Here is a 20,959-nt window from a genome sequence, read left to right on the forward strand (position 1 = left end):
ATGATCAAGATGATCACCACTTCGGGAAGGCCGCGGAAAACATCCGTGTAGATCCGCGCCGGCCAGCGCAGCCAACGCGAGCGCGAGATTCCACAGACCGCCAGCGCCAACCCCAGGGCGAGCCCGATGACGCTGGCGCTGCCCGACAGAATCAACGTGTTCGGCAGTCCCGTGGTGAGCAAAGTGGGGACGGCCTGCCGGTACATCTCCCAGTCGAAAAAGGCATCGCGCAACTGTGCCAGTGTCGACTTCGGTGCGGCCGGGCCCACCGGCTTACTGTGGCGGCTGGCGGCGATCGCGGCGAAGTCTGGCAGTGTCGGTGCGGCAACGGTTTTCGACCCGGGCTTCCAGCCCGGCGGCAGCGTCCGCGGAACCCATTGGGAATAGAGGTCCGCCCAGGTGCCGTCGGCGATCACGGCGTCCAGCCCGGAGTTCAGCGCATCGACGAGGGGTTGGTTGTCCTTGGCCACCGGATAGGCGACAAACGCGCCCGGGCTGAACGTGTACGCGACGGCCTGCGCCGGGTCGCCTGGTTGCAGCGCGTTCGACGCCTGTCCCGCCGGCGCAACCCACGCATCGATCTGGCGGGATTTGAGGCTGGCGTACACGGTGGCGAAGTCGGGATACTTCACCGGCTGCAGGTGCAAGGTGTCGACGACGTAGGACTCCTCGATGGTCCCCTGGACCACGCCGATTCGTTGTCCGCCGTTGAGATCACCGAACTTCTGGATCGCCGAGCCAGGAGGCACGACGAGCGCGAAGTAGCCGAAGTCGTAGCCGTTGGTGAACGCGACGGTGCGCCGCCGAGCCTGGGTGGCTTTGACCGACGCCGAGCCGACGTCGAAGCGCCGCGCTGCCACCTGGGCGAGCAGCCCGGAGAAGTCCGTCCCGACGAAACGGACCTGCAGGCCGAGCTTGTTGGCGATGGCGCGCAGCAGCTGGTTGTCGAACCCGGTGAATTGCCCGGTCGAACTGATGCAGACATTCGGCGGGGCGTCCGACAGGGTGCCTGCGGTGAGCACGCCCGGCGTTCCCAGCCCCAGCGCAGCTGCGTTCACCGAGCTCAGCGGCACGACGCTGGGGGTGGTGTCCGGGTCGTCCTGGCCCGCCGCCGCCGTCCCGGCATGACCGGAAACATCGTCCGGCAGCGCCCTGGCACTCTCCAACCCGGCCGGTGCGCACTGATTGCGGTCGGCCGCCGCGGGCGCGGCCCATACCAGGCTGCCCACCATTAGGATTGTCGCGACGAACGGCGGCAGCTTTGACCTCCAGTCGGCATGCGCGCCCCGGCGGGAATTCATCACCGCCACCGTAACGACCAGCCGGCGGTCCTTCTACAGGACGATCGACGGCTTGGTGTAGACGCCATCGGTGGCACTGTCGGACGCCGGGAACACTCCCCGCCGACACAACTCGGCGAGCATGGTGTGCGCCATGAGTTGTGAGCGCCCTGTGCACGCGGCGCGCGCGCTCTGCGGGTCGCGGCGCTGGATTGCCGCGGTCTCTTCTTCGTAAAACGGCAGCATGTCGTCGCGGCTGTTTTGATAGGTCATCCAGAACACGCGGGGAATGAGATTTTGTGAGGCGCGAATCGTGGCGTACAAGCGCGGGCCGGCGTACTCGTCGTTGACCGTGCGCCGGTACTCGGTCGCGACTTCGGAAAAGGTCCGCGAGTCCTTTGCGTTGCGCAGCGAGCGCAGCAGCGCGTCGAGTTGCCCCAGGATCCGCGGGGTGGGGTTGGTGGCGGCTCGGGATGAGGCGATGGCATTGAGCAACCCGTCGAGTTCGTGATGCTCGAGGACGGTGGCTTGGTCGAACCGTTCGATGAACGCTCCCCGGTGATAGCGGGTCGACACGATGCCGTCGTGTTCGAGCTGAACCAGCGCCTCTTGGATGGGGACGCGGCTGATCCCCAAACCAAGCGCGATCTCGTTGCGGTCAACTCGGTCGCCGGTGCGCAGCTTGCCGGTCAGCAGAAGGGTCAGGATGTGAGAAACAACCTGGTCCTTCTCCTTGACCCCGTATTTCTTCGGCATCAGTTTCTACGTGTCTCTTTTCCGCCCCGATCCAGCCATCAGCGCTGGCAAGTTTCTCACGTCTTGGCGCGCGCGTTGAGATGTTTGGCAGATGAAGCAGAGGCAAATATGAGGCGGACGGCTTAACGGCTGTCGCGCCATTTGCACAGCGCTTCCGCGGAACTCAGATCGTAATCGGGACCGCCGCAACCGACGGTCAGCAGTGTGACGCCGAGACCGACGAGGGATTCGGCATTCGTCGTCAGGTCCCCGCGGCTTTGAGCCCCGGCCGAGCGTTCGATGAGGCCGGGGTCCCGCCCGACGTCGGCGCAGTGCCGGTCCAGTACGGCGGTCTTCGCCGGCAACTCCTCGGCAGAGGCGAAGCTGTGCCAGATGTCGGCGTACTGGGCAACCAGTCGCAGGGTCTTGCGCTCGCCCCCGCCACCGATCAGCACCGGGATATCACGGGTGGGTTGCGGGTTGAGCTTGGTCAGACGCTCGTTGATTCGGGGCAGCGCGGCGGCCAGGTCGTCGAGGCGGCTGCCGGCGGTGCCGAATTCGTAACCGTATTCGTCGTAATCCTTCTGCTTCCAACCAGAACCGATCCCCAGGATGAGCCGTCCGTCCGAGATGTGGTCGACGGTTCGGGCCATGTCGGCGAGCAGTTCCGGGTTGCGGTAGGAGTTGCACGTCACCAGGGCGCCGATCTGGATGCGCGACGTCTGCTCGGCCCAGGCCCCGAGCATCGTCCAGCATTCGAAATGTGCGCCGTCGGGATCTCCATAGAGCGGGAAGAAGTGGTCCCAGTTGAACGCGATGTCGACACCGATGTCTTCACAGCGGCGAACGGCGTCGCGAATGTCGCGGTAACGGGGAGCCTGTTGGGGTTGTAATTGCACGCCGATACGGATTGGGCGGTCGGAAGTCATGTCACCACCGTATGCCCGGCCGTGACGGCGCGGAGCCGCCGGGATCGCGCTGGGCCTGAACGGGCCGGCTCAGCGCGCATCGATCAGCGAGCGGAGTAGCTCGATCAGGGCGCGCGGCTGGTCGCTTTGCACGGAGTGGCCCGAGTTCTCGATGATGTGTGCCCCGCGGAAATCCGTTGCGCGCCTGCTGAGTTCAGCAACGTCGTGGTCGTTGACGAAACCCGAAGTACCACCACGCACGAGGGTTACCGGTGCGGATAGGGCGTCGACGTCATCCCACAGGGTGCTGAAATCAGGAAAGGCGCGAATGGCGTCGTAACGCCACGTCCAGTTGCCGTTGTCGAGGCGGCGGGAGTTGTGGAACACCCCGCGCCGCAGCGCTTTTACCTCGCGGTGCGGGGCCGCGGCGACGGTCAGGTCGAGCATGGTTTGGAAGCTGGGGAACTCGCGCTCACCTTGCATCAACTCGACAGTGCCACGCTGCTCTTTAGTCATCTCGGAGTGCCGCTGCAGCGCCGACGGGGTCACGTCGATCAGGACGAGTTGACGTACGAGCTCGGGTGCCACCGCGGCCAGCCGTATCGCCGTCAGCCCACCGAGTGACATGCCCACCACGAATTCGGCTGTCGGCGCAAACTCGCGCAAGGTCGGGACCAAAGTGTCGGCATTGTGCTGCGGCGAGTAGTCGCCGTCCTCGCGCCAGGCCGAATGACCGTGCCCGGGAAGGTCCACCGCCAGCGCCGGCTCGCCGAGACCGACGATCACGGTGTCCCAGGTGTGTGCGTTCTGCCCGCCACCGTGCAGAAAAATGATCCGCGGCGCCGAGCCGCCCCAGCGCAAGGCGCTCACCGCGCCAGCCGTGATCCGCTCTACCAGGGGAGGCGGACCCGTAACACCGGCCTGCTCGGCGTTCTCGGCCAGCAGATCGAACTCGGAGAGGCCGGTCAGTTCGTCCTCGGAAATGTCGGTCACAGCGTCGAGACTACGAACTGTGCCGCGGAATAGAAAAGCGGCCCCATAGCCGCGAGCGCAACGTGACTGCGGAAAACGCGCATGAAAATCGCAGTGGCGTTACGCGCGCGGCTTGCAAAAACGGGAAGAGCTACCCCTCGATGATGAACTCTTCGAGCTGGGCGCGAGCCACGTCGTCCGGCAACTGCTGCGGAGGGCTCTTCATCAGGTAGGCCGAAGCCGGAATCACCGGTCCGCCGATGCCGCGGTCCTTGGCGATCTTGGCCGCCCGCACCGCGTCGATGATGACGCCAGCAGAGTTGGGCGAGTCCCACACCTCGAGCTTGTACTCCAGGTTCAACGGCACGTCGCCGAAGGCGCGGCCTTCGAGACGCACGTAGGCCCACTTGCGGTCGTCGAGCCAGCCCACGTGGTCGGACGGGCCGATGTGCACGTCCTTGGTCTTGAACTCACGCTGCAGGTTACTGGTGACGGCCTGCGTCTTGGAGATCTTTTTGGACTCCAGCCGCTCCCGCTCGAGCATGTTCAGGAAGTCCATGTTGCCGCCGACGTTGAGCTGCATGGTGCGATCGAGTTGCACCCCGCGGTCCTCGAACAGTTTGGCCATGACGCGGTGGGTGATGGTCGCGCCGACCTGGCTCTTGATGTCGTCGCCGACGATCGGCACGCCGGCGTCGGCGAACTTTTTGGCCCACACCGGGTCGGAGGCAATGAACACCGGCAGCGCGTTCACGAACGCCACACCGGCGTCGATGGCGCATTGGGCGTAGAACTTGTCGGCCTCTTCCGAGCCCACGGGTAAGTAGGAGACCAGCACGTCGACCTCGGCGTCCCTGAGCGCCTGGACGACGTCCACGGGCTCGGCGTCGGACACCTCGATCGTGTCGGCGTAGTACTTGCCGATGCCGTCGAGCGTCGGGCCACGCTGCACGGTCACGTTCGTGGGTGGCACGTCGGCGATCTTGATCGTGTTGTTCTCCGACGCGAAGATCGCCTCGGACAGGTCGAAACCGACCTTCTTGGCGTCCACGTCGAACGCGGCGACAAACTTCACGTCGCGAACGTGGTACTGGCCGAACGTCACGTGCATCAGACCGGGAACGGTGCTGTTCTCGTCGGCGTCGAAATAGTATTGGACGCCCTGGACCAGCGAGGACGCGCAGTTGCCGACGCCCACAATGGCGACTCGAACCTCCGTCAGCGCCTCTGGCGCCCGTAGCGGACTGTACTCACTCATGGGCGTTCTCCTTAACCTCTAACTTCCGTCTCGGGTGTAGTTCGTAGGACTTGCTTGGGGTCGGGTCCTGTTACGTCTGTTCGGACAAGCCGGGCGCGGCCCGTTCGGCGGCGATGAGCTCGTTGAGCCACTTGACCTCACGCTCACTGGATTCCAGCCCTAGCTGATGCAGCTGGCGCGTATAGCGGTCGAACGAACTGCTGGCTCTCGCCACCGCGTCGCGCAGCCCCTCCCGGCGTTCCTCCACCTGGCGGCGGCGACCCTCCAGGATGCGCATCCGTGCCTCGGCCGGGGTGCGATTAAAAAACGCCAGGTGCACTCCGAAGCCGTCGTCGGTGTAGTTGTGCGGGCCGGTGTCGGCCACCAGCTCGCCGAACCGCTGGCGCCCCGTGTCGGTCAGCTGGTAGACCCGCCGGGCACGCCGGACCGGGGTGCCGGCCGGGGCCGCGTTCTCGGCGATCAAACCGTCGGCCTGCATGCGCCGCAGGGCGGGATAGAGCGAGCCATACGAAAACGCCCGGAACGCGCCGAGCAGGCCGGTCAGCCGTTTGCGCAATTCGTAACCATGCATCGGAGATTCGATGAGGAGACCCAGGATGGCGAGCTCCAGCATCGAGTCACCTCCTTTGCGCAGCTAGTTACGTTGGGTGGTTACGATGGTACGACGCCTCGCGTCATCGTATCGTTTCGATATATTAGCGACAACACCACCAGACGTTTGTGCGGTGTTAGTCACAAAGAGCGGAACTGGCCACACCCGCGCGCAGTTGTTCACGCCGGCGTCAGCCGGGCGGCCTAGTTCACCGGCCCGGGGTCGTGTCGTGACACCACCACCAAGCGGTGCCCAGCCATTTCGCAATCCAACGCTCGTAGAAGTCAGGCGCTGCACTGGTATGTCCGACCGGCGCACGGGCGCCAACAGCTTCGGTTGCGTGTCGGCGCTGCGGTTGGCGACGTACTCTGGTCACCGTGCGACTGCAGCGACAGGTGGTGGACTACGCGCTTCGGCGGCGCTCCCTGCTGGCCGAGGTGTACTCGGGCCGCACCGGGGTGTCCGAGGTGTGTGATGCCAATCCCTATCTACTGCGCGCCGCGAAGTTTCACGGGAAACAGAGCCAAGTGGTGTGTCCGATCTGCCGCAAAGAGCAACTCACGCTGGTGTCGTGGGTGTTCGGTGAGCACCTCGGCGCGGTGTCCGGCTCTGCACGTACCGCCGAGGAGTTGGTCTTGCTGGCAACCCGGTTCTCGGAGTTCGCGGTCCACGTCGTCGAGGTGTGTCGGACCTGCAGTTGGAATCACCTGGTGAAGTCGTACGTGCTGGGTGCGGTGCGCCCAGCACGACCTCCCAGGGGGACCGGCGCCCGCAGGGCCAGTGAATAGCGAAGGGCGCCACCACCAGTCGTCCAGCGACGAGCCGCCCGAGCAGGCGGCTGATGGTGGCGGCAGACATTCGAGCGGCGAAGACGGCCAGAATTCGGTCCAGCGTCCGCCATCGGGTCCGCGTCGCCAGGTTCCCCCCGACGACCGAATGACCGCGATCATCCCGGCCGTCACCGATGAGCGGGCGCCGGGGCAACCCGACCCGATCGAGGCGGTCAAGGCCGCAATGGATAGTTCTGCGCCGACGCCCGCCCAGCGCGATCCGATCGAGGCGGTCAAGGCGGCGTTGGGCAGCACGTCGGCTCAGCATTCGCGGCGCGACCGACCGGGCTCAGGACGTCGCCCGCCCGGCGGACCACCGCCTCCGCCGGGGCCGCCCGGACCGCCGGGCGGCAGACCTCCAAGACCCATCGCGAATCGCCAGTGGGTCCAACGGGTGAATTGGCATTGGGTGCGCCGCGGGCTCCTCCTGGCAGCGGTACTGGTGGTGCTGTTGCCGATCGTCACCTTCGGCATGGCCTACTTCATCGTCGACGTTCCCAGGCCTGGTGACATCCGCACCAACCAGGTATCCACGATCCTGGCCAGCGATGGCTCGGAGATCGCGAGAATTGTTCCGCCCGAAGGTAATCGCGTGGACGTCAGCCTCAACCAAGTTCCGGTGCACGTGCGCCAGGCGGTGATCGCCGCCGAAGATCGCAACTTCTATTCGAACCCGGGCTTCTCGTTCAGCGGGTTCGCACGCGCGGTGAACAACAACCTGTTCGGCAACGGTGATCTACAGGGTGGATCGACCATCACTCAGCAGTACGTGAAGAACGCGCTGGTCGGGTCCGCGCAACACGGGCTCAGCGGTCTGCTGCGCAAGGCGAAGGAACTTGTCATCGCCACCAAGATGTCGGGGGAGTGGTCGAAAGATGACGTGCTGCAGGCTTATCTGAACATCATCTACTTCGGCCGTGGCGCATACGGGATCTCGGCCGCGTCCAAGGCCTATTTCGACAAGCCGGTCGAGCAGCTCACCGTTTCCGAGGGGGCACTGTTGGCGGCGCTGATTCGGCGACCGTCCACACTGGACCCGGCAGTCGATCCGCAAAGCGCCCAGACTCGCTGGAACTGGGTCCTCGACGGCATGGTGGAGACCAAGGCATTGTCGCCGAACGATCGCGCGGCACAAGTGTTTCCGCAGACCGTCCCGATCGACCAGGCCCGCGCCCAGAACCAGCCCAGCGGCCCCAATGGGCTGATCGAGCGTCAGGTGACCAAAGAGCTCATGGAGCTGTTCAACGTCGACGAGCAGACCCTGAACACTCAGGGCCTGGTGGTCACCACGACGATCGACCCGAAGGCCCAGCAGGCCGCCGAAAAGGCGGTAGCGAAGTACCTCGAGGGCCAGGATCCTGACATGCGGTCGGCCGTCGTTTCGATCGACCCGCACAACGGCGCGATCCGCGCGTACTACGGCGGTTCTGACGCAAACGGTTTCGACTTCGCGCAGGCCGGACTGCAGACGGGGTCGTCGTTCAAGGTCTTCGCCTTGGTTGCCGCGCTTCAACAAGGCATCGGCCTGGGTTACCAGGTGGACAGTTCGCCGCTGACGGTGGACGGCATCAGTATCACGAACGTCGACGGGGAGAGTTGTGGGACTTGCAATATTGCCGAGGCGCTTAAGCTTTCGCTGAACACCGCCTACTACCGATTGATGCTCAAGCTGAAGAACGGGCCTCAGGCCGTCGCGGATGCCGCGCATCAAGCCGGCGTCGCGGCCAGCTTCCCCGGCGTTGCCCACACTCTTTCCGAAGATGGTAAGGGCGGACCACCCAACAACGGAATCGTGCTGGGCCAGTACCAAACTCGGCCCGTCGACATGGCCTCGGCGTACGCCACGCTGGCCGCCTCTGGTGTCTATCACAAGCCGCATTTGGTGCAGAAGGTCGTCAACGCCGAGGGCCAGGTGCTGTTCGACGCCGGCAACTCCGACCAGGGCGAACAACGCATCGACAAAGGGGTCGCCGACAACACCACCGCCGCCATGGTGCCGATCGCGGGATACTCGCGTGGGCACAGCCTGGCCGGCGGACGGTCGTCGGCAGCCAAGACCGGCACGGTGCAGTTGGGTGACACCACCTCAAACAAGGACGCCTGGATGGTCGGGTACACGCCGTCGCTCTCGACGGCCGTGTGGGTCGGCACCGTAGGGGACAATGTGCCGCTGGTAACCGCTTCTGGCGCAGAGGTTTACGGGTCGGGGTTGCCGTCGGACATCTGGAAGGCAACCATGGACGCCGCCCTGAGGGGCAGCTCGAACGAATCGTTCCCCAAACCGAGTGAGATCGGCGGCTATGCGGGTGTGCCCGCCGCGCCGCCCCCACCGCCTGCCGCGCCGTCGGTGACCGTCATCCAGCCGACGGTTGAGGTGGCACCTGGTATCACGATCCCGGTTGGCCCGCCCCAAACGGTCACCGTTGCGCCCCCGGCTCCGGCGCCATCGTCTGCCCAGCCGGTGCCGCCAGGGCAGTCGCCGCCGTGACCGGCGCGGCAAATCAGCGCGCCACGATCTCACCTCGGCCGCTGGCCGTGGACCTGCGTAGCGCCGACAACCGCGATTGCCCCAGTCGCACAGACACATTGGGTGCCGCCTTAGCTGATGTCATCGGGGGGCCGGTGGGCCGGCACGCGTTGATCGGCCGCACCCGACTCATGTCGCCGCTGCGGGTGATGTTCCTGATTGCGCTAGTGTTGCTGGCGCTGGGTTACTCGACCAAGGCGGCATGCCTGCAGAGCACCGGCACCGGCCCGGGTGATCAGCGGGTCGCGAACTGGGACAACCAGCGTGCGTACTACGAGTTGTGTTATTCCGACACCGTGCCGCTCTACGGCGCGGAGCTGTTGAGCCAGGGCAAGTTTCCGTACAAGTCCAGTTGGATCGAACGCGATTCCAGCGGCACACCCCAGGTCCGCTACGACGGCCAGCCCGCCGTTCGCTACATGGAGTATCCGGTGCTGACCGGCGTATATCAGTACATGTCGATGGCGCTGGCCAAGACCTACACCGCGCTGAGCAAGGTCGCACCGCTGCCGGTGGTGGCCGAGGTGATCATGTTCTTCAATATCGCGGCGTTCGGGTTGGCGTTGGCCTGGCTCGCGACCGTCTGGGCGACAACGGGTCTGGCCGGGCGGCGGATTTGGGACGCGGCCCTGGTGGCCGCCTCTCCCGTGCTGATCTTTCAGATATTCACCAACTTCGATACCTTGGCGACGGCGTTGGCAACGAGTGGCCTGATGGCGTGGGCACGGCGTAAACCGGTGCTGGCCGGCGTGCTTATCGGGCTGGGAGCCGCGGCCAAGCTGTATCCGTTGCTTTTCCTGGGCCCGTTGCTGATGCTGGGAATCCGGACCGGCCGCCTGTCTGCGGTTGCCCGGACCGCCGTTGCGACGGGCGCGACGTGGTTGTTGGTCAATCTGCCGGTGCTGCTGCTGTTTCCGCGGGGATGGTCGGAGTTCTTCCGCCTCAACGCCCGGCGCGGTGATGACATGGACTCCCTGTACAACGTCGTCAAGTCGTTGACTGGCTGGCGCGGCTTCGATCCGACACTCGGCTTCTGGGAGCCGCCCACCACGCTGAACACCGTGGTGACGGTGCTGTTTGTATTGTGTTGTGCGGCAATCGGTTACATTGCGCTGACCGCCCCGCAGCGGCCGCGGGTAGCGCAGCTGGCCTTCTTGGTGGTGGCGGCGTTCTTGTTGACCAATAAGGTGTGGAGCCCGCAGTTTTCGCTGTGGCTGGTGCCGTTGGCCGTGCTGGCGCTGCCGCACCGCCGGATACTTTTGGCGTGGATGACGATCGACGCGGTTGTCTGGGTGCCCAGGATGTATTACCTGTACGGCAACCCGAACCGGTCGCTGCCCGAGCAATGGTTCACCTCGACGGTGCTGCTGCGTGACGTCGCGGTGGTGGCGTTGTGTGCCCTCGTTGCGCGCCAGATCTACCGGCCCAACGAGGATCTGGTGCGTTGGAATGGTCGTGTCGACGATCCGGCGGGCGGTCCGTTCGACCGTGCCCCCGATGCTCCGCCCGACTGGCTTCCGCGCCGGCTACGGCCTAACGCGCTGCGCCAGCCCGTGGCGTCACCGTCCGAAGATGCCGCGCCGGAACGAGAGACCGTCACGACGGAGGCATGATGCTGCTCGCTATCCCGCTGTTCGATCGGTTCACGGCACTCGATGCGATCGGGCCTTACGAAGTGCTGCAACGCATTCCGTCGATTGACGTGATATTCGTCGGGCACCGCCGCGGTGAAGTGCGCACGGAGAACGGGATGTTGGGCGTCACCTGTGACTCCACGTTCGACGAAGTCGATGCGCCCGACGTCGTGGTGGTTCCCGGCGGGGTGGGGACCCGGCAGCTGATCCACGACGACATTGTCCGTGGCTGGCTGCAAGCGGTGCATCCGCGCACGACGTTCACGACGTCGGTGTGCACGGGCGCCCTACTGCTGGCCGCGGCCGGCCTGCTCGACGGTCTTACCGCGGCGACGCATTGGAGTGCGGCCGCGCTGCTCGAGGAGTTGGGAGCGCACTACGTGCCCGAGCGCGTCGTCGAGCACCTGCCGCAACGACTCATCACCGCAGCGGGTGTATCGAGCGGCATCGACATGGCTTTGCGACTGGTCGAGTTGCTGGTCGATCGGCAGGCCGCCCAGGCTGCCCAGCTGCTGATCGAATACGACCCGCAGCCCCCGTTCGACTCGGGCTCGCTGGCAAAGGCCGACGCGGCGACGAAGGCCAGGGCCGGCGAATACGCGCGAGCTCGGAAGTGATTTTTCAGCTCGGCCTTACGTCCGGTACCCTGGGGCGGTTGCCGACGCAGGCGACCCTCCTGCCACGGAACGACCGTGGCCGCTCAGACCAGAGGAGGTGGTGAGGTTTCCATGCGTCCATACGAAATCATGGTCATTCTTGACCCCACGCTCGACGAACGTACCGTAGCCCCGTCGTTGGAGACGTTCCTCAATGTTGTCCGCAAGGATGGCGGGTCCGTCGACAAAATCGACATCTGGGGTAAGCGTCGGCTGGCTTACGAGATCGCGAAGCACGCCGAAGGCATCTATGTCGTCGTCGACCTGAAGGCCGAACCGGCGACGGTGTCCGAACTCGACCGCCAGTTGAGCCTGAACGAGTCGGTTTTGCGCACGAAGGTGATGCGCACCGACAAGCACTGACTGTCCGCTGTCGGTGCCGGCGCTTAGTCTCTTAGCAGTCTCTTTGCAGGCACAGCGATCCCACGCTCCAACGCTCCAGGAGGAAAATTGTGGCTGGTGACACCACCATCACCGTTGTCGGAAACCTGACCGCTGACCCCGAGCTGCGGTTCACGCCGTCCGGTGCGGCGGTCGCCAACTTCACCGTGGCATCCACGCCCCGGATCTACGACCGTCAGAGCGGGGAGTGGAAAGACGGCGAGGCGCTGTTCCTGCGCTGCAACATCTGGCGGGAGGCGGCGGAGAATGTGGCCGAAAGCCTCACGCGGGGCGCCCGCGTGATCGTCACCGGCAGGCTCAAGCAACGTTCCTTCGAGACCCGCGAGGGCGAGAAGCGCACCGTTGTCGAAGTCGAGGTCGACGAGATCGGCCCCTCGCTGCGGTACGCCACTGCCAAGGTCAACAAGGCCAGCCGCAGCGGCGGCGGGGGCGGCGGCTTCGGCAGTGGCAGTGGCAGTGGCAGTGGCGGGGGCGGCGGCGGATCTCGTCCGGCGCCTGCACCAACAGGCGGCGGCTCGGGTGACGACCCTTGGGGCAGCGCCCCGGCGTCGGGCTCGTTCGGCGGCGGTGACGACGAACCGCCCTTTTAACTCACAACACTTCAGATACGGAAGAAAGACACATCATGCCCAAGTCCACCAAGCGGCGCCCGGCTCCGGAAAAGCCCGTCAAGGCGCGCAAATGCGTCTTCTGCGCCAAAAAGGACCAATCGATCGACTACAAGGACACCGCCCTGCTGCGCACCTACATCAGCGAGCGCGGCAAGATCCGAGCCCGCCGCGTCACCGGCAATTGCGTTCAGCACCAACGGGATATCGCGATAGCGGTCAAGAATGCCCGTGAGGTGGCGCTGTTGCCCTTCACCTCCTCGGCGCGCTAATCGCCCACACCCCAACGGAAAGTACGAAAACGATGAAGCTGATTCTGACGGCTGACGTCGACCACCTCGGGTCCGTCGGCGACACTGTGGAGGTCAAAGACGGCTACGGTCGCAACTTCCTGCTGCCGCGCGGCCTGGCGATCGTGGCCTCGCGTGGCGCCGCGAAGCAGGTCGAGGAGATCCGCCGGGCTCGCGAAACCAAGACGGTGCGTGACCTCGAACACGCCAACGAAATCAAGACCGCGATTCAGGCGCTCGGGCCGGTCTCGCTTCCGGTGAAGACCGCCGCCGATTCCGGCAAGTTGTTCGGTTCGGTGACTGCCGGTGACATCGTCGCCGCCATCAAGAAAGCGGGCGGGCCAAACCTCGACAAGCGAATCCTTCGGTTGCCCAAGACGCACATCAAGGCCGTCGGCACCCACCCCGTATCGGTGCACCTGCACCCCGAGATCGACGTCGAGGTTGCGCTCGAGGTCGTCGCGGAGAGCTGACTCGAAGCTCCGCACCACCCCGGCGTCGCCGGTCTCGTTCGGCCGCCACTCGGGGCGATGTTTACTTTGACGCCGCCACAGGTACAGGCGCGCTGGCGAACTATTTCTAGCGCCCCTCCGGACACACCGCGTTACCGCCCCTTAACGCAGCGAAAATGTGGCCGAAAGCCAACACGCCCGGGACAGTAACCTCACGCGACACGCCGAAGAGATTCTTTTCCACACCGAAAATGCCGCTGTGAACGGCGTTAATCTGCAGGGATGGCGGCACGCCGGGGACTAATCCACAGGTTTTCCACAACCCGCTCAACACAGGTGTCGTCGCGTATGCACACGCGCTCCACAGCTTCATGAACAGCACCCCCTTGGAGGACTCGCCAGCAACGTTTAGCGTCCCGGCAGGAGAGGAAACGGGGTGCGACGGGTGGGAGCCACAGTGAGTGCCTTGGCCGACGCTCTGGATGTCGGTCGTCGAATGTATGTTCGGGTCGTGGTGTCGGAGGAGGTGATAGCCCGTGGCGGTCGTTGACGACCTGTCGCATTCCGGAATGGACGCCCCGCCGCCCAGTGAAGACTTCGGCCGTCAGCCGCCTCAGGATCTCGCCGCCGAGCAATCGGTTCTTGGCGGCATGCTGCTGAGCAAGGACGCCATCGCCGACGTGCTGGAACGCCTGCGGCCCGGGGACTTCTATCGCCCGGCCCACCAAAACGTCTACGACGCCATCCTCGATCTGTACGGGCGGGGGGAGCCGGCGGATGCGGTCACGGTGGCCGCAGAACTGGACCGCCGCGGACTGCTGCGCCGGATCGGCGGCGCGCCCTACCTGCACACCCTGATCTCGACGGTGCCAACGGCAGCCAACGCCGGCTACTACGCGGGCATCGTCGCCGAGAAAGCGCTCCTGCGCCGGCTGGTGGAGGCTGGAACGCGGGTCGTGCAGTACGGCTATGCGGGCGCCGAGGGTGCCGACGTGGCCGAGGTGGTGGACCGCGCGCAGGCCGAAATTTACGATGTCGCCGACCGCCGGCTCTCCGAGGATTTCGTCGCGCTGGAGGATCTGCTGCAGCCGACGATGGACGAGATCGACGCCATCGCCTCTAACGGCGGCCTGGCTCGCGGTGTGCCCACCGGGTTCACCGAACTCGACGAGGTGACCAACGGGCTGCACCCGGGCCAAATGATCATCGTCGCCGCCCGCCCGGGGGTGGGCAAGGCGCTGGCGTTGGACACCCCGCTTCCGACGCCGACCGGTTGGACGACCATGGGTGACGTTGCGGTCGGCGATCAGTTGCTTGGCGCCGATGGGCTGCCGACACGGGTCGTGGCGGCCACGGACGTGATGCTGGGGCGGCCGTGCTATGCGGTGGAGTTCTCTGACGGGACAGTTGTTGTCGCCGACGCCGCGCACCAGTGGCCGACGACCCGAGGCGTCCGGACCTCGGCTCAGCTGCGGTGTGGTTGGGACACTATTGCCGGCGCTGGGTCGACGCGCTGTGCCGAGCACGGTACCAGGACGGCCCTGTTGACGCCGGTGCTGCAGATCGACGCGGTGCGCCGGGTAGACAGTGTTCCGGTGCGCTGCGTGCAGGTGGACAATTCCGCGCATCTCTACCTGGCTGGCCGCGGGATGGTGCCGACGCACAACTCCACCTTGGGGCTGGACTTCATGCGCTCATGCTCGATCAAGCACCGCTTAGCCAGCGTCATCTTCTCGCTGGAAATGAGCAAGTCCGAGATCGTGATGCGGCTGCTGTCGGCGGAGGCGAAAATCAAGCTCTCCGATATGCGTTCGGGCCGCATGAGCGACGATGACTGGACGCGGTTGGCGCGGCGGATGAGCGAAATCAGCGAAGCCCCGCTGTTTATCGACGACTCGCCCAACCTGACCATGATGGAGATTCGCGCCAAGGCGCGGCGGCTGCGGCAGAAGGCCAACCTGCGGCTGGTCGTGATCGACTACATGCAGCTGATGACGTCGGGCAAAAAGCACGAGTCACGCCAGGTGGAGGTATCCGAATTCTCGCGTCACCTCAAGCTTTTGGCCAAAGAACTTGAGGTTCCGGTCGTCGCGATCAGCCAGTTGAACCGCGGTCCTGAGCAGCGCACCGACAAGAAGCCGATGTTGGCCGACCTTCGCGAATCGGGATGTTTGACCGCCGCTACGCGAATCCTGCGCGCCGACACCGGTGCCGAGGTCACGTTCGGTGAGCTCATGCGAACCGGCGAGCGACCGCTGGTGTGGTCGCTGGACGACAGGCTGCGCATGGTCGCCCGGCCGATGACCAATGTCTTCCCGAGCGGTCGCAAGGAGGTGTTCAGACTGCGGCTGTCCTCAGGCCGCGAGGTTGAGGCCACCGGAAACCATCCCTTCATGAAGCTCGAAGGCTGGACTGCCTTGGAGGAGTTGAAGATTGGCGATCGGATCGCATCACCGAGGCGGGTTCCAGAGCCTGTTGACACGGAGCGGATGGACGATTCTGAGGTTATTCTGCTCGCCCACACGGTCGGCGACGGTTCGTGTGTCAAAAGGCAACCTGTCCCGTCTGCCTCCGTCGACGAGGCGAACCAGGTTGCAGCGACCTCGGCAGCGCATTTCGGTGTGACGGCGATTCGAGACGAGCAGTCTGCAGCACGAGTGACGACACTGCGGTTGCCGACACCAGCGTGGCTCGACGGCCTGGGCCTGTTCGGGAAGCAGAGTTACGAAAAGTTTGTGCCGGAAGCCATTTTCCGTGCGCCCAACGACCAGGTGGCATTATTACTCCGCCACCTTTGGGCGACCGGTGGTTCTGTCTGCTGGGATGCCGAGTTCGGACGAGGGCGTATCTACTACGCGTCGACCAGTCGACATCTCATCGACGACGTTGCCCAATTGCTGCTGCGAGTTGGCGTCTTTGCGCAGATCAAGCGCGCACCGAAGTTTGGTTATCGTGACTCGTGGCACTTAGTCATCTACGGTGCGGAGAATCAGGCCAGGTTCCTTAGGCATGTCGGAGTCTACGGCGTGAAATCGGCAGCGGCACAAGAAGTGCTGTCTCATCTCGAAAGCGTGGTGCGCAAGCAGTTTGCTTCAGCCATGGACACCCACTCGCCGAATCGGTCGAGGCTACATCGCGCCGCGGCGCCACTCCACGATCGTGAGGTTCATGCGTTGGCAACCAGCGATGTGTACTGGGACACGGTGGTCGAGATTACGAGCCTTGGAGAGCAGGACGTCTATGACGGGACCGTAAGCGGCACACACAATTTCGTCGCCAACGGCGTCGCGGCGCATAATTCTTTGGAACAAGATGCCGACGTCGTCATCCTGCTGCACCGGCCGGATGCGTTCGAGCGCGACGATCCGCGTGGGGGAGAGGCGGATTTCATTCTCGCCAAACATCGTAACGGCCCGACTAAGACCGTCACCGTCGCGCATCAATTGCACCTGTCGCGCTTCGCCAACATGGCGCGGTGACTGCGATGTCGAGATGCAACGAAGATTGACAAACAGGCACTGATTGTTTGACAACGTGGTTAGTCCCACTAATTTTCCGCACTGCGCATTGGCTGTTCTGATCGGACTCAACAGGCCATTTGAATAATTATTGAATCCGGCCGCCGATGTGAGTGCCTCCGTTACCCGCCGTCGATTCCCAGTCCGGGTGGATTACGCTTCCGGTGCAGTGACATCCATTCCACGCCGACGATCGATTCGACCGTTGTGCGCAGTCTCGCTAAGTCATCTGAAATTTGATGGGCACGTGCTTGAGACCACCGACAAACGTCGTGGCGATATCTGCGGCTCGGTGGCAAGCGATACCGACTCCGGGCGTGGGAGCGCAATGCGATAAAGGCTGGTTACTTCCGTGCGAGCCAACGTGGCGCCTAGGCAGAATTGGACGCCGTGCGCGAAGGCAATGTGCTTGGTCGGATTTTGCCAGACGCGAAACTGATTGGGATTTGTCGAACACGTCCTCGTCCCGGTTGGCCGACGCGTACGACATCAAAGGACTCCCAGCGGCGATCGCGACGTCTCGAATCGTCGTCGTTGCCGCCACGATCCGCATGAATGCCTTGACGGGAGTGACCCAGCGAATCGTCTCTTCTGTCGCGAACGCCAACAGCGTCGGATCGGATTTGAGCCTAGCGAACTGATCGGGATACCCGGCCAGTGCTCGCATCCCGGCTGCGATCGTGGCGCTCGAAGTGTCATGTCCGCGGTGGCGATGATACGTACTTAGGACCGATTTCCCGAACCGTAGACGGACCTGCGACACCAGAATGGACTGTAAAGTATGACAGGCGGCGTCGACCCGTGTATTGACAAAGGCCCAGTAAACGCATATCAATGGACCGATATACTGTAAAGACGCAGGGATTTTAGCGGTGGCCGACGCTTACTACGAGTTCGTTGACGCGGACGACAACGCCGAGACGTTCCGCGCCACCGATCTGGTGATCAGCACGTGGGCACGCGAGATCCAGAACGCGGCTCCGGTGTCAGCGTTACTCGTTCGTGCACTGGAGCGATGCGCCAGTCGTGACGATGCTCGGTTAGGCCGCGTGGTGATTGATCTGCTGGGCCCGATTCCGGCACAGGGTGATCTGCGGGTCAGGGCGAGGGTCGAGCGGCCGGGCATCAAGATCGAGTTGGTCGTTGCAGAACTATTGGCTGCCGACCACCGCGGCGCGCAACGAGTGGCGGCTCGGGCCACTGGCTGGCGGTTGCAGTGCAGTGACAGCACCTCGGTGGCCTTCGCAGCTGAACCGATGTTGGCATCACTGAGCGCGTCCACGGCGCGCGACCCGTCGAACTGGGAGCGTAACTACTTGCATAGCATCGACTGGCGATGGATCAACGACGCTGTACGTGACGTCCCGGGCGAAGCGTGGATCAGACCGATCGTCGATCTGGTGGCTGGCGAAGAGATGACTCCGCTGCAGGGTCTGTTCGCCGTCGCCGACGCAGCCAATGGCATGGGATCAAACCTTGACGTCCGCCGCTGGAGTTACATGAATACCGACCTCACCGTGCACCTGCATCGACTACCACACGGGCCCTGGATCGGCATCCGGTCCCATTGCGATTTCGGATCCGACGGCGTCGGTACATCCATCGGCACCTTGTTCGATCAGGTAGGACCGCTCGGCAGTCTTCAACAATGTCAGCTGCTGCGCGCCTTAGTGCCTGCCGGCGCGGACGCGTGATGTCCGACCGGCAGCCTGTGATGGCTTTTGATACAGCCGATCGCACCTTCGTGGCCCATCCCTGGGAGGTCTACGAACAGATTCGCGCCGCCGGCGGCGTGATGTTCAATCCGACCGTCAATCGCTGGATGGTGACCGGCTACCAGAGCGTACGTGAGTTGCTTACTCACCCCGAACAATTCGGATCTGAACGGGGTCTCGTCGAGCAAGCCGCACTCTTCGGCGGCCCGACCATGGAGTTCTACGACAGCCCCCACCATGACGGCATCCGGTCAATTTGGTCGCACGACTTTCGTCCGCGGGCCTTGGAGTCGTGGCGACCACTGATCACCGAGATGGTGCGCAAACAGGTTGACCCTGCCGCCGAACGCCTCCGCCAAGGCGGCCGGGTCGAACTCGTGTCGGAGGTGACCCGCGCGATTCCTACCCTCGTCATCGCCCGCATGATCGGGGTCGACGATGCGATGGTTGACCGGTTTTCGGCGTGGAGCGATGCCATTGGTGCCTCGGCGCAGGGCTATACCAGCCCCGGCGAGCACGGCCAGGCGCTGATCGCAAACGGTAAGGCTGCCACCGCCGAACTCAATGACTATCTGCGAACACAGCTGAGCGCCAAGCGTTGCCCCTCGCAGGGCGGCCACGATGGCCTGCTTGCCGCCATGTTGCAACACGAATATGCGTGCTCGCACATGACTGAGCAAGAGATCGTTGCCAACAACACCCAACTTGTCTTCGCCGGCAATGAAACGACCGCCAAACTCATGGCCCAGTGTTTGGTGACACTTGCGCAGCATCCCGATCAACGCCACGCTATCGCCGCTGATCCGAACCTCGTCGCTGCGGCCGTCGAAGAAGTCCACCGACACGAGACCATCTCTCACTCAATCTTCCGTGATGCCGTGGGGGAGCAGAACATTGGAGGCCACACCATCCCCGACGGCGACAGAGTCACATTGCTCCTCGGGGCGGCTAACCGCGATCCGCACCGATGGGAGCGGCCGGCGGACTTCGATATCCATCGGAAGCGCCTTCCCCACATCGGATTCGCGTTTGGCATGCACAGCTGCCTCGGTATGAACCTCGCCCGGCTGGAGGCTCAGATCTTTCTTAGCGAGTGGATCAGTGCGATCAGTGACTGGAGCATCGAGGGCTCGGTCGACTACGGAACCAATTACGCCGTGCGCGGCCCAATGCGCGTCGTCGTCAGGTCGGATTCTTGACCTATGGCTGAGGAGACACGCGATCTTTCGTCTGCCGTGGAGGCAGGCGATGCCGGCCAGGCCCCGCCGCCTGAGCGCATCCTGGCGGCAACCAAGGAGGTCCTGCGGCGCAGTGGGACCGGCAAGCTCAATATTTCCGAGGTTGCCATCACCGCCGGCGTTTCGCGGCCGACGTTGTACCGATGGTTCGCGACGAAGGAAGACTTGCTCGACGCGTTCGGCAAGTACGAGCGTCGACTCTTTGATGCGGGGATGACCACGGCGACCAAAGGGCTGTCCGGCCGTGAGCGTCTGGATGCAGGCTTGCGGTATATCGCAGAGTTTCAGCATGAGTATTGGCCGTCGCACCTCGTCGACAGCGAGCCCGAGGTGGCGATAGCCCAAACCGAAACGGCGTTACCGGGGTTGGTGGAAAGCCTGATGAAAATGATTCCCGGACCCGCTGCGACTCTGAAGGCCACCACGGCCGTCCGTGTCGCAGTGTCGCACTATTTGGTACCTAGTACCGATTCAGACGAGCTCCTATCGCAGCTGCGTGAGGCTGTCGGCTTGTACGACATGACCGACACCTATTTGTCCTCAGACCCGGTTACCGTCGAATTCTTTGATGGCAACACTCGCATCTTGTCTGACGACGATCGCTGGCTCATCCGTGAGGGCGGCGCTCTCGAAATCACCGACGCCGCCGGCGCGATCGCCGTCTATAGCCCGACCCACTGGCGTTGCGTGTCTCAAGCCAGCGGCAACGGCTGACCGCTATTCATCGGCGTCGAAGGGCAAAACGTCGGTATAGGTCATATCTTCGCGGTCGCGGCGTCCGAAGATGAACTTGTCGTCAGCACCAGATCGCTGGCGAATCTGGTCGAACCAGCTCTGCCCCGAGGGTTCCACTCGCGACCAATCCCACAGCACCACTCGGCGCGCGATCTTCCAGCAGGCCGCCCGCCGCTCGAATCGATCCCAGTAGCGACCACGCACGATCTCGTCGTGAAGTTGATCCCGATCATCGCGACGCTGGTGGAAAGAAGTGAAGTACGACTCGACGCGGGCCGTATCGCCGTCGAGGTCGATAAGGACGTTGCTGATCGAGTGCTGGGTCAACAGTAACGGCGACCGTGCCAGGTTGGCCACAATGTTGCGGACCGGCCCGTTGGCCAGGCCATGGTAGTCGGTTCCGTCGTCGTGAAATCCCGAGGCGTACAGGTCGACGTCGCCGCGATCAGTGCCGCGCGCGATGCGGTAGAGCACTTCGGTGATCTGTTGTTTGTCCGCCAGTTCTCGGACCAACCCGACAAGATCATCCTTCACGGCAATCTCCTCAGCATGCCTCCGCCTCTTGAGACCCGAGCTTCCGATATTGACACTCATATGTCAATCTGTAAT

18 protein-coding genes and 1 pseudogene are annotated in these 20,959 nt (G+C 64.0%); 12 read left to right on the plus strand and 7 right to left on the minus strand.

Annotated features, from left to right (window positions below; all coding sequences use genetic code 11):
* From JO236_RS11005 to JO236_RS11030, 6 genes are all read right to left on the minus strand, one after another.
* Positions 1-1,301 (minus strand): ABC transporter permease subunit (locus JO236_RS11005; protein ID WP_293329532.1); only part of this gene is annotated, 1,301 nt, incomplete at its 3' end.
* Between the two features lie 33 nt (positions 1,302-1,334).
* Positions 1,335-2,036, minus strand: a complete 702-nt coding sequence (locus JO236_RS11010) for a GntR family transcriptional regulator (RefSeq protein ID WP_293329533.1) — start codon at positions 2,034-2,036, stop codon at positions 1,335-1,337.
* 122 nt (positions 2,037-2,158) lie between these two features.
* On the minus strand, positions 2,159-2,944 hold the full coding sequence (locus JO236_RS11015; RefSeq protein ID WP_293329534.1) for an LLM class F420-dependent oxidoreductase: 786 nt from the start codon (positions 2,942-2,944) through the stop codon (positions 2,159-2,161).
* Positions 2,945-3,013: 69 nt separating this feature from the next.
* Entirely contained in the window at positions 3,014-3,916 is a 903-nt protein-coding gene (locus JO236_RS11020) for an alpha/beta fold hydrolase (RefSeq protein ID WP_293329535.1), read from the minus strand.
* A gap of 130 nt (positions 3,917-4,046) precedes the next feature.
* Entirely contained in the window at positions 4,047-5,153 is a 1,107-nt protein-coding gene (locus tag JO236_RS11025) for an inositol-3-phosphate synthase (RefSeq protein ID WP_293329536.1), read from the minus strand.
* Between the two features lie 70 nt (positions 5,154-5,223).
* Complete coding sequence (locus JO236_RS11030) at positions 5,224-5,766, minus strand: PadR family transcriptional regulator (RefSeq protein WP_293329537.1); 543 nt, start codon at positions 5,764-5,766, stop codon at positions 5,224-5,226.
* Positions 5,767-6,122: 356 nt separating this feature from the next.
* Here JO236_RS11030 and JO236_RS11035 point away from each other — a divergent pair, with 356 nt between their 5' ends.
* The 12 genes and pseudogenes from JO236_RS11035 to JO236_RS11090 all read left to right on the plus strand — a co-directional run.
* Positions 6,123-6,533 (plus strand): DUF5318 family protein, encoded by a 411-nt coding sequence (locus JO236_RS11035; protein ID WP_293329538.1) that lies wholly within the window; start codon positions 6,123-6,125, stop codon positions 6,531-6,533.
* Positions 6,526-9,063, plus strand: coding sequence for a transglycosylase domain-containing protein (locus tag JO236_RS11040; RefSeq protein WP_416362219.1), 2,538 nt, complete (start codon positions 6,526-6,528; stop codon positions 9,061-9,063). Before JO236_RS11035 ends, JO236_RS11040 begins: the two co-directional genes overlap by 8 nt.
* Positions 9,060-10,715, plus strand: a complete 1,656-nt coding sequence (locus JO236_RS11045) for a glycosyltransferase family 87 protein (RefSeq protein WP_293329539.1) — start codon at positions 9,060-9,062, stop codon at positions 10,713-10,715. The genes JO236_RS11040 and JO236_RS11045 overlap by 4 nt, the downstream gene beginning before the upstream one ends.
* Positions 10,712-11,353: a DJ-1/PfpI family protein gene (locus JO236_RS11050; RefSeq protein ID WP_293329540.1), complete on the plus strand. Its 642-nt coding sequence runs from the start codon at positions 10,712-10,714 to the stop codon at positions 11,351-11,353. Before JO236_RS11045 ends, JO236_RS11050 begins: the two co-directional genes overlap by 4 nt.
* 111 nt (positions 11,354-11,464) lie before the next feature.
* The gene (gene rpsF / locus JO236_RS11055; protein ID WP_293329541.1) at positions 11,465-11,755 is read left to right on the plus strand and encodes a 30S ribosomal protein S6; all 291 of its coding nucleotides are present in this window, start codon (positions 11,465-11,467) and stop codon (positions 11,753-11,755) included.
* Between the two features lie 89 nt (positions 11,756-11,844).
* Complete coding sequence (locus JO236_RS11060; RefSeq protein ID WP_293329542.1) at positions 11,845-12,384, plus strand: single-stranded DNA-binding protein; 540 nt, start codon at positions 11,845-11,847, stop codon at positions 12,382-12,384.
* 35 nt (positions 12,385-12,419) lie between these two features.
* Complete coding sequence (rpsR, locus tag JO236_RS11065; protein WP_293329543.1) at positions 12,420-12,674, plus strand: 30S ribosomal protein S18; 255 nt, start codon at positions 12,420-12,422, stop codon at positions 12,672-12,674.
* A 32-nt stretch (positions 12,675-12,706) separates the two neighbouring features.
* Complete coding sequence (gene rplI / locus JO236_RS11070) at positions 12,707-13,165, plus strand: 50S ribosomal protein L9 (RefSeq protein WP_293329544.1); 459 nt, start codon at positions 12,707-12,709, stop codon at positions 13,163-13,165.
* Positions 13,166-13,680: 515 nt separating this feature from the next.
* Positions 13,681-16,623: a replicative DNA helicase gene (dnaB, locus tag JO236_RS11075; RefSeq protein WP_293329545.1), complete on the plus strand. Its 2,943-nt coding sequence runs from the start codon at positions 13,681-13,683 to the stop codon at positions 16,621-16,623.
* Between the two features lie 911 nt (positions 16,624-17,534).
* The gene (locus tag JO236_RS11080; RefSeq protein ID WP_293329546.1) at positions 17,535-18,356 is read left to right on the plus strand and encodes a thioesterase family protein; all 822 of its coding nucleotides are present in this window, start codon (positions 17,535-17,537) and stop codon (positions 18,354-18,356) included.
* On the plus strand, positions 18,356-19,576 hold the full coding sequence (locus tag JO236_RS11085) for a cytochrome P450 (RefSeq protein ID WP_293329547.1): 1,221 nt from the start codon (positions 18,356-18,358) through the stop codon (positions 19,574-19,576). The genes JO236_RS11080 and JO236_RS11085 overlap by 1 nt, the downstream gene beginning before the upstream one ends.
* Before the next feature lie 3 nt (positions 19,577-19,579).
* Positions 19,580-20,128: pseudogene (locus JO236_RS11090) on the plus strand (TetR/AcrR family transcriptional regulator); the annotation flags it as partial.
* A 204-nt stretch (positions 20,129-20,332) separates the two neighbouring features.
* On the opposite strand, the gene JO236_RS11095 reads toward JO236_RS11090, so the two are convergent.
* Positions 20,333-20,884: a nuclear transport factor 2 family protein gene (locus tag JO236_RS11095; RefSeq protein WP_293329548.1), complete on the minus strand. Its 552-nt coding sequence runs from the start codon at positions 20,882-20,884 to the stop codon at positions 20,333-20,335.
* Positions 20,885-20,959 lie beyond the last annotated feature (75 nt).

The sequence above is a fragment of the Mycobacterium sp. genome, from assembly GCF_019247635.1.
GTDB lineage: Bacteria > Actinomycetota > Actinomycetes > Mycobacteriales > Mycobacteriaceae > Mycobacterium.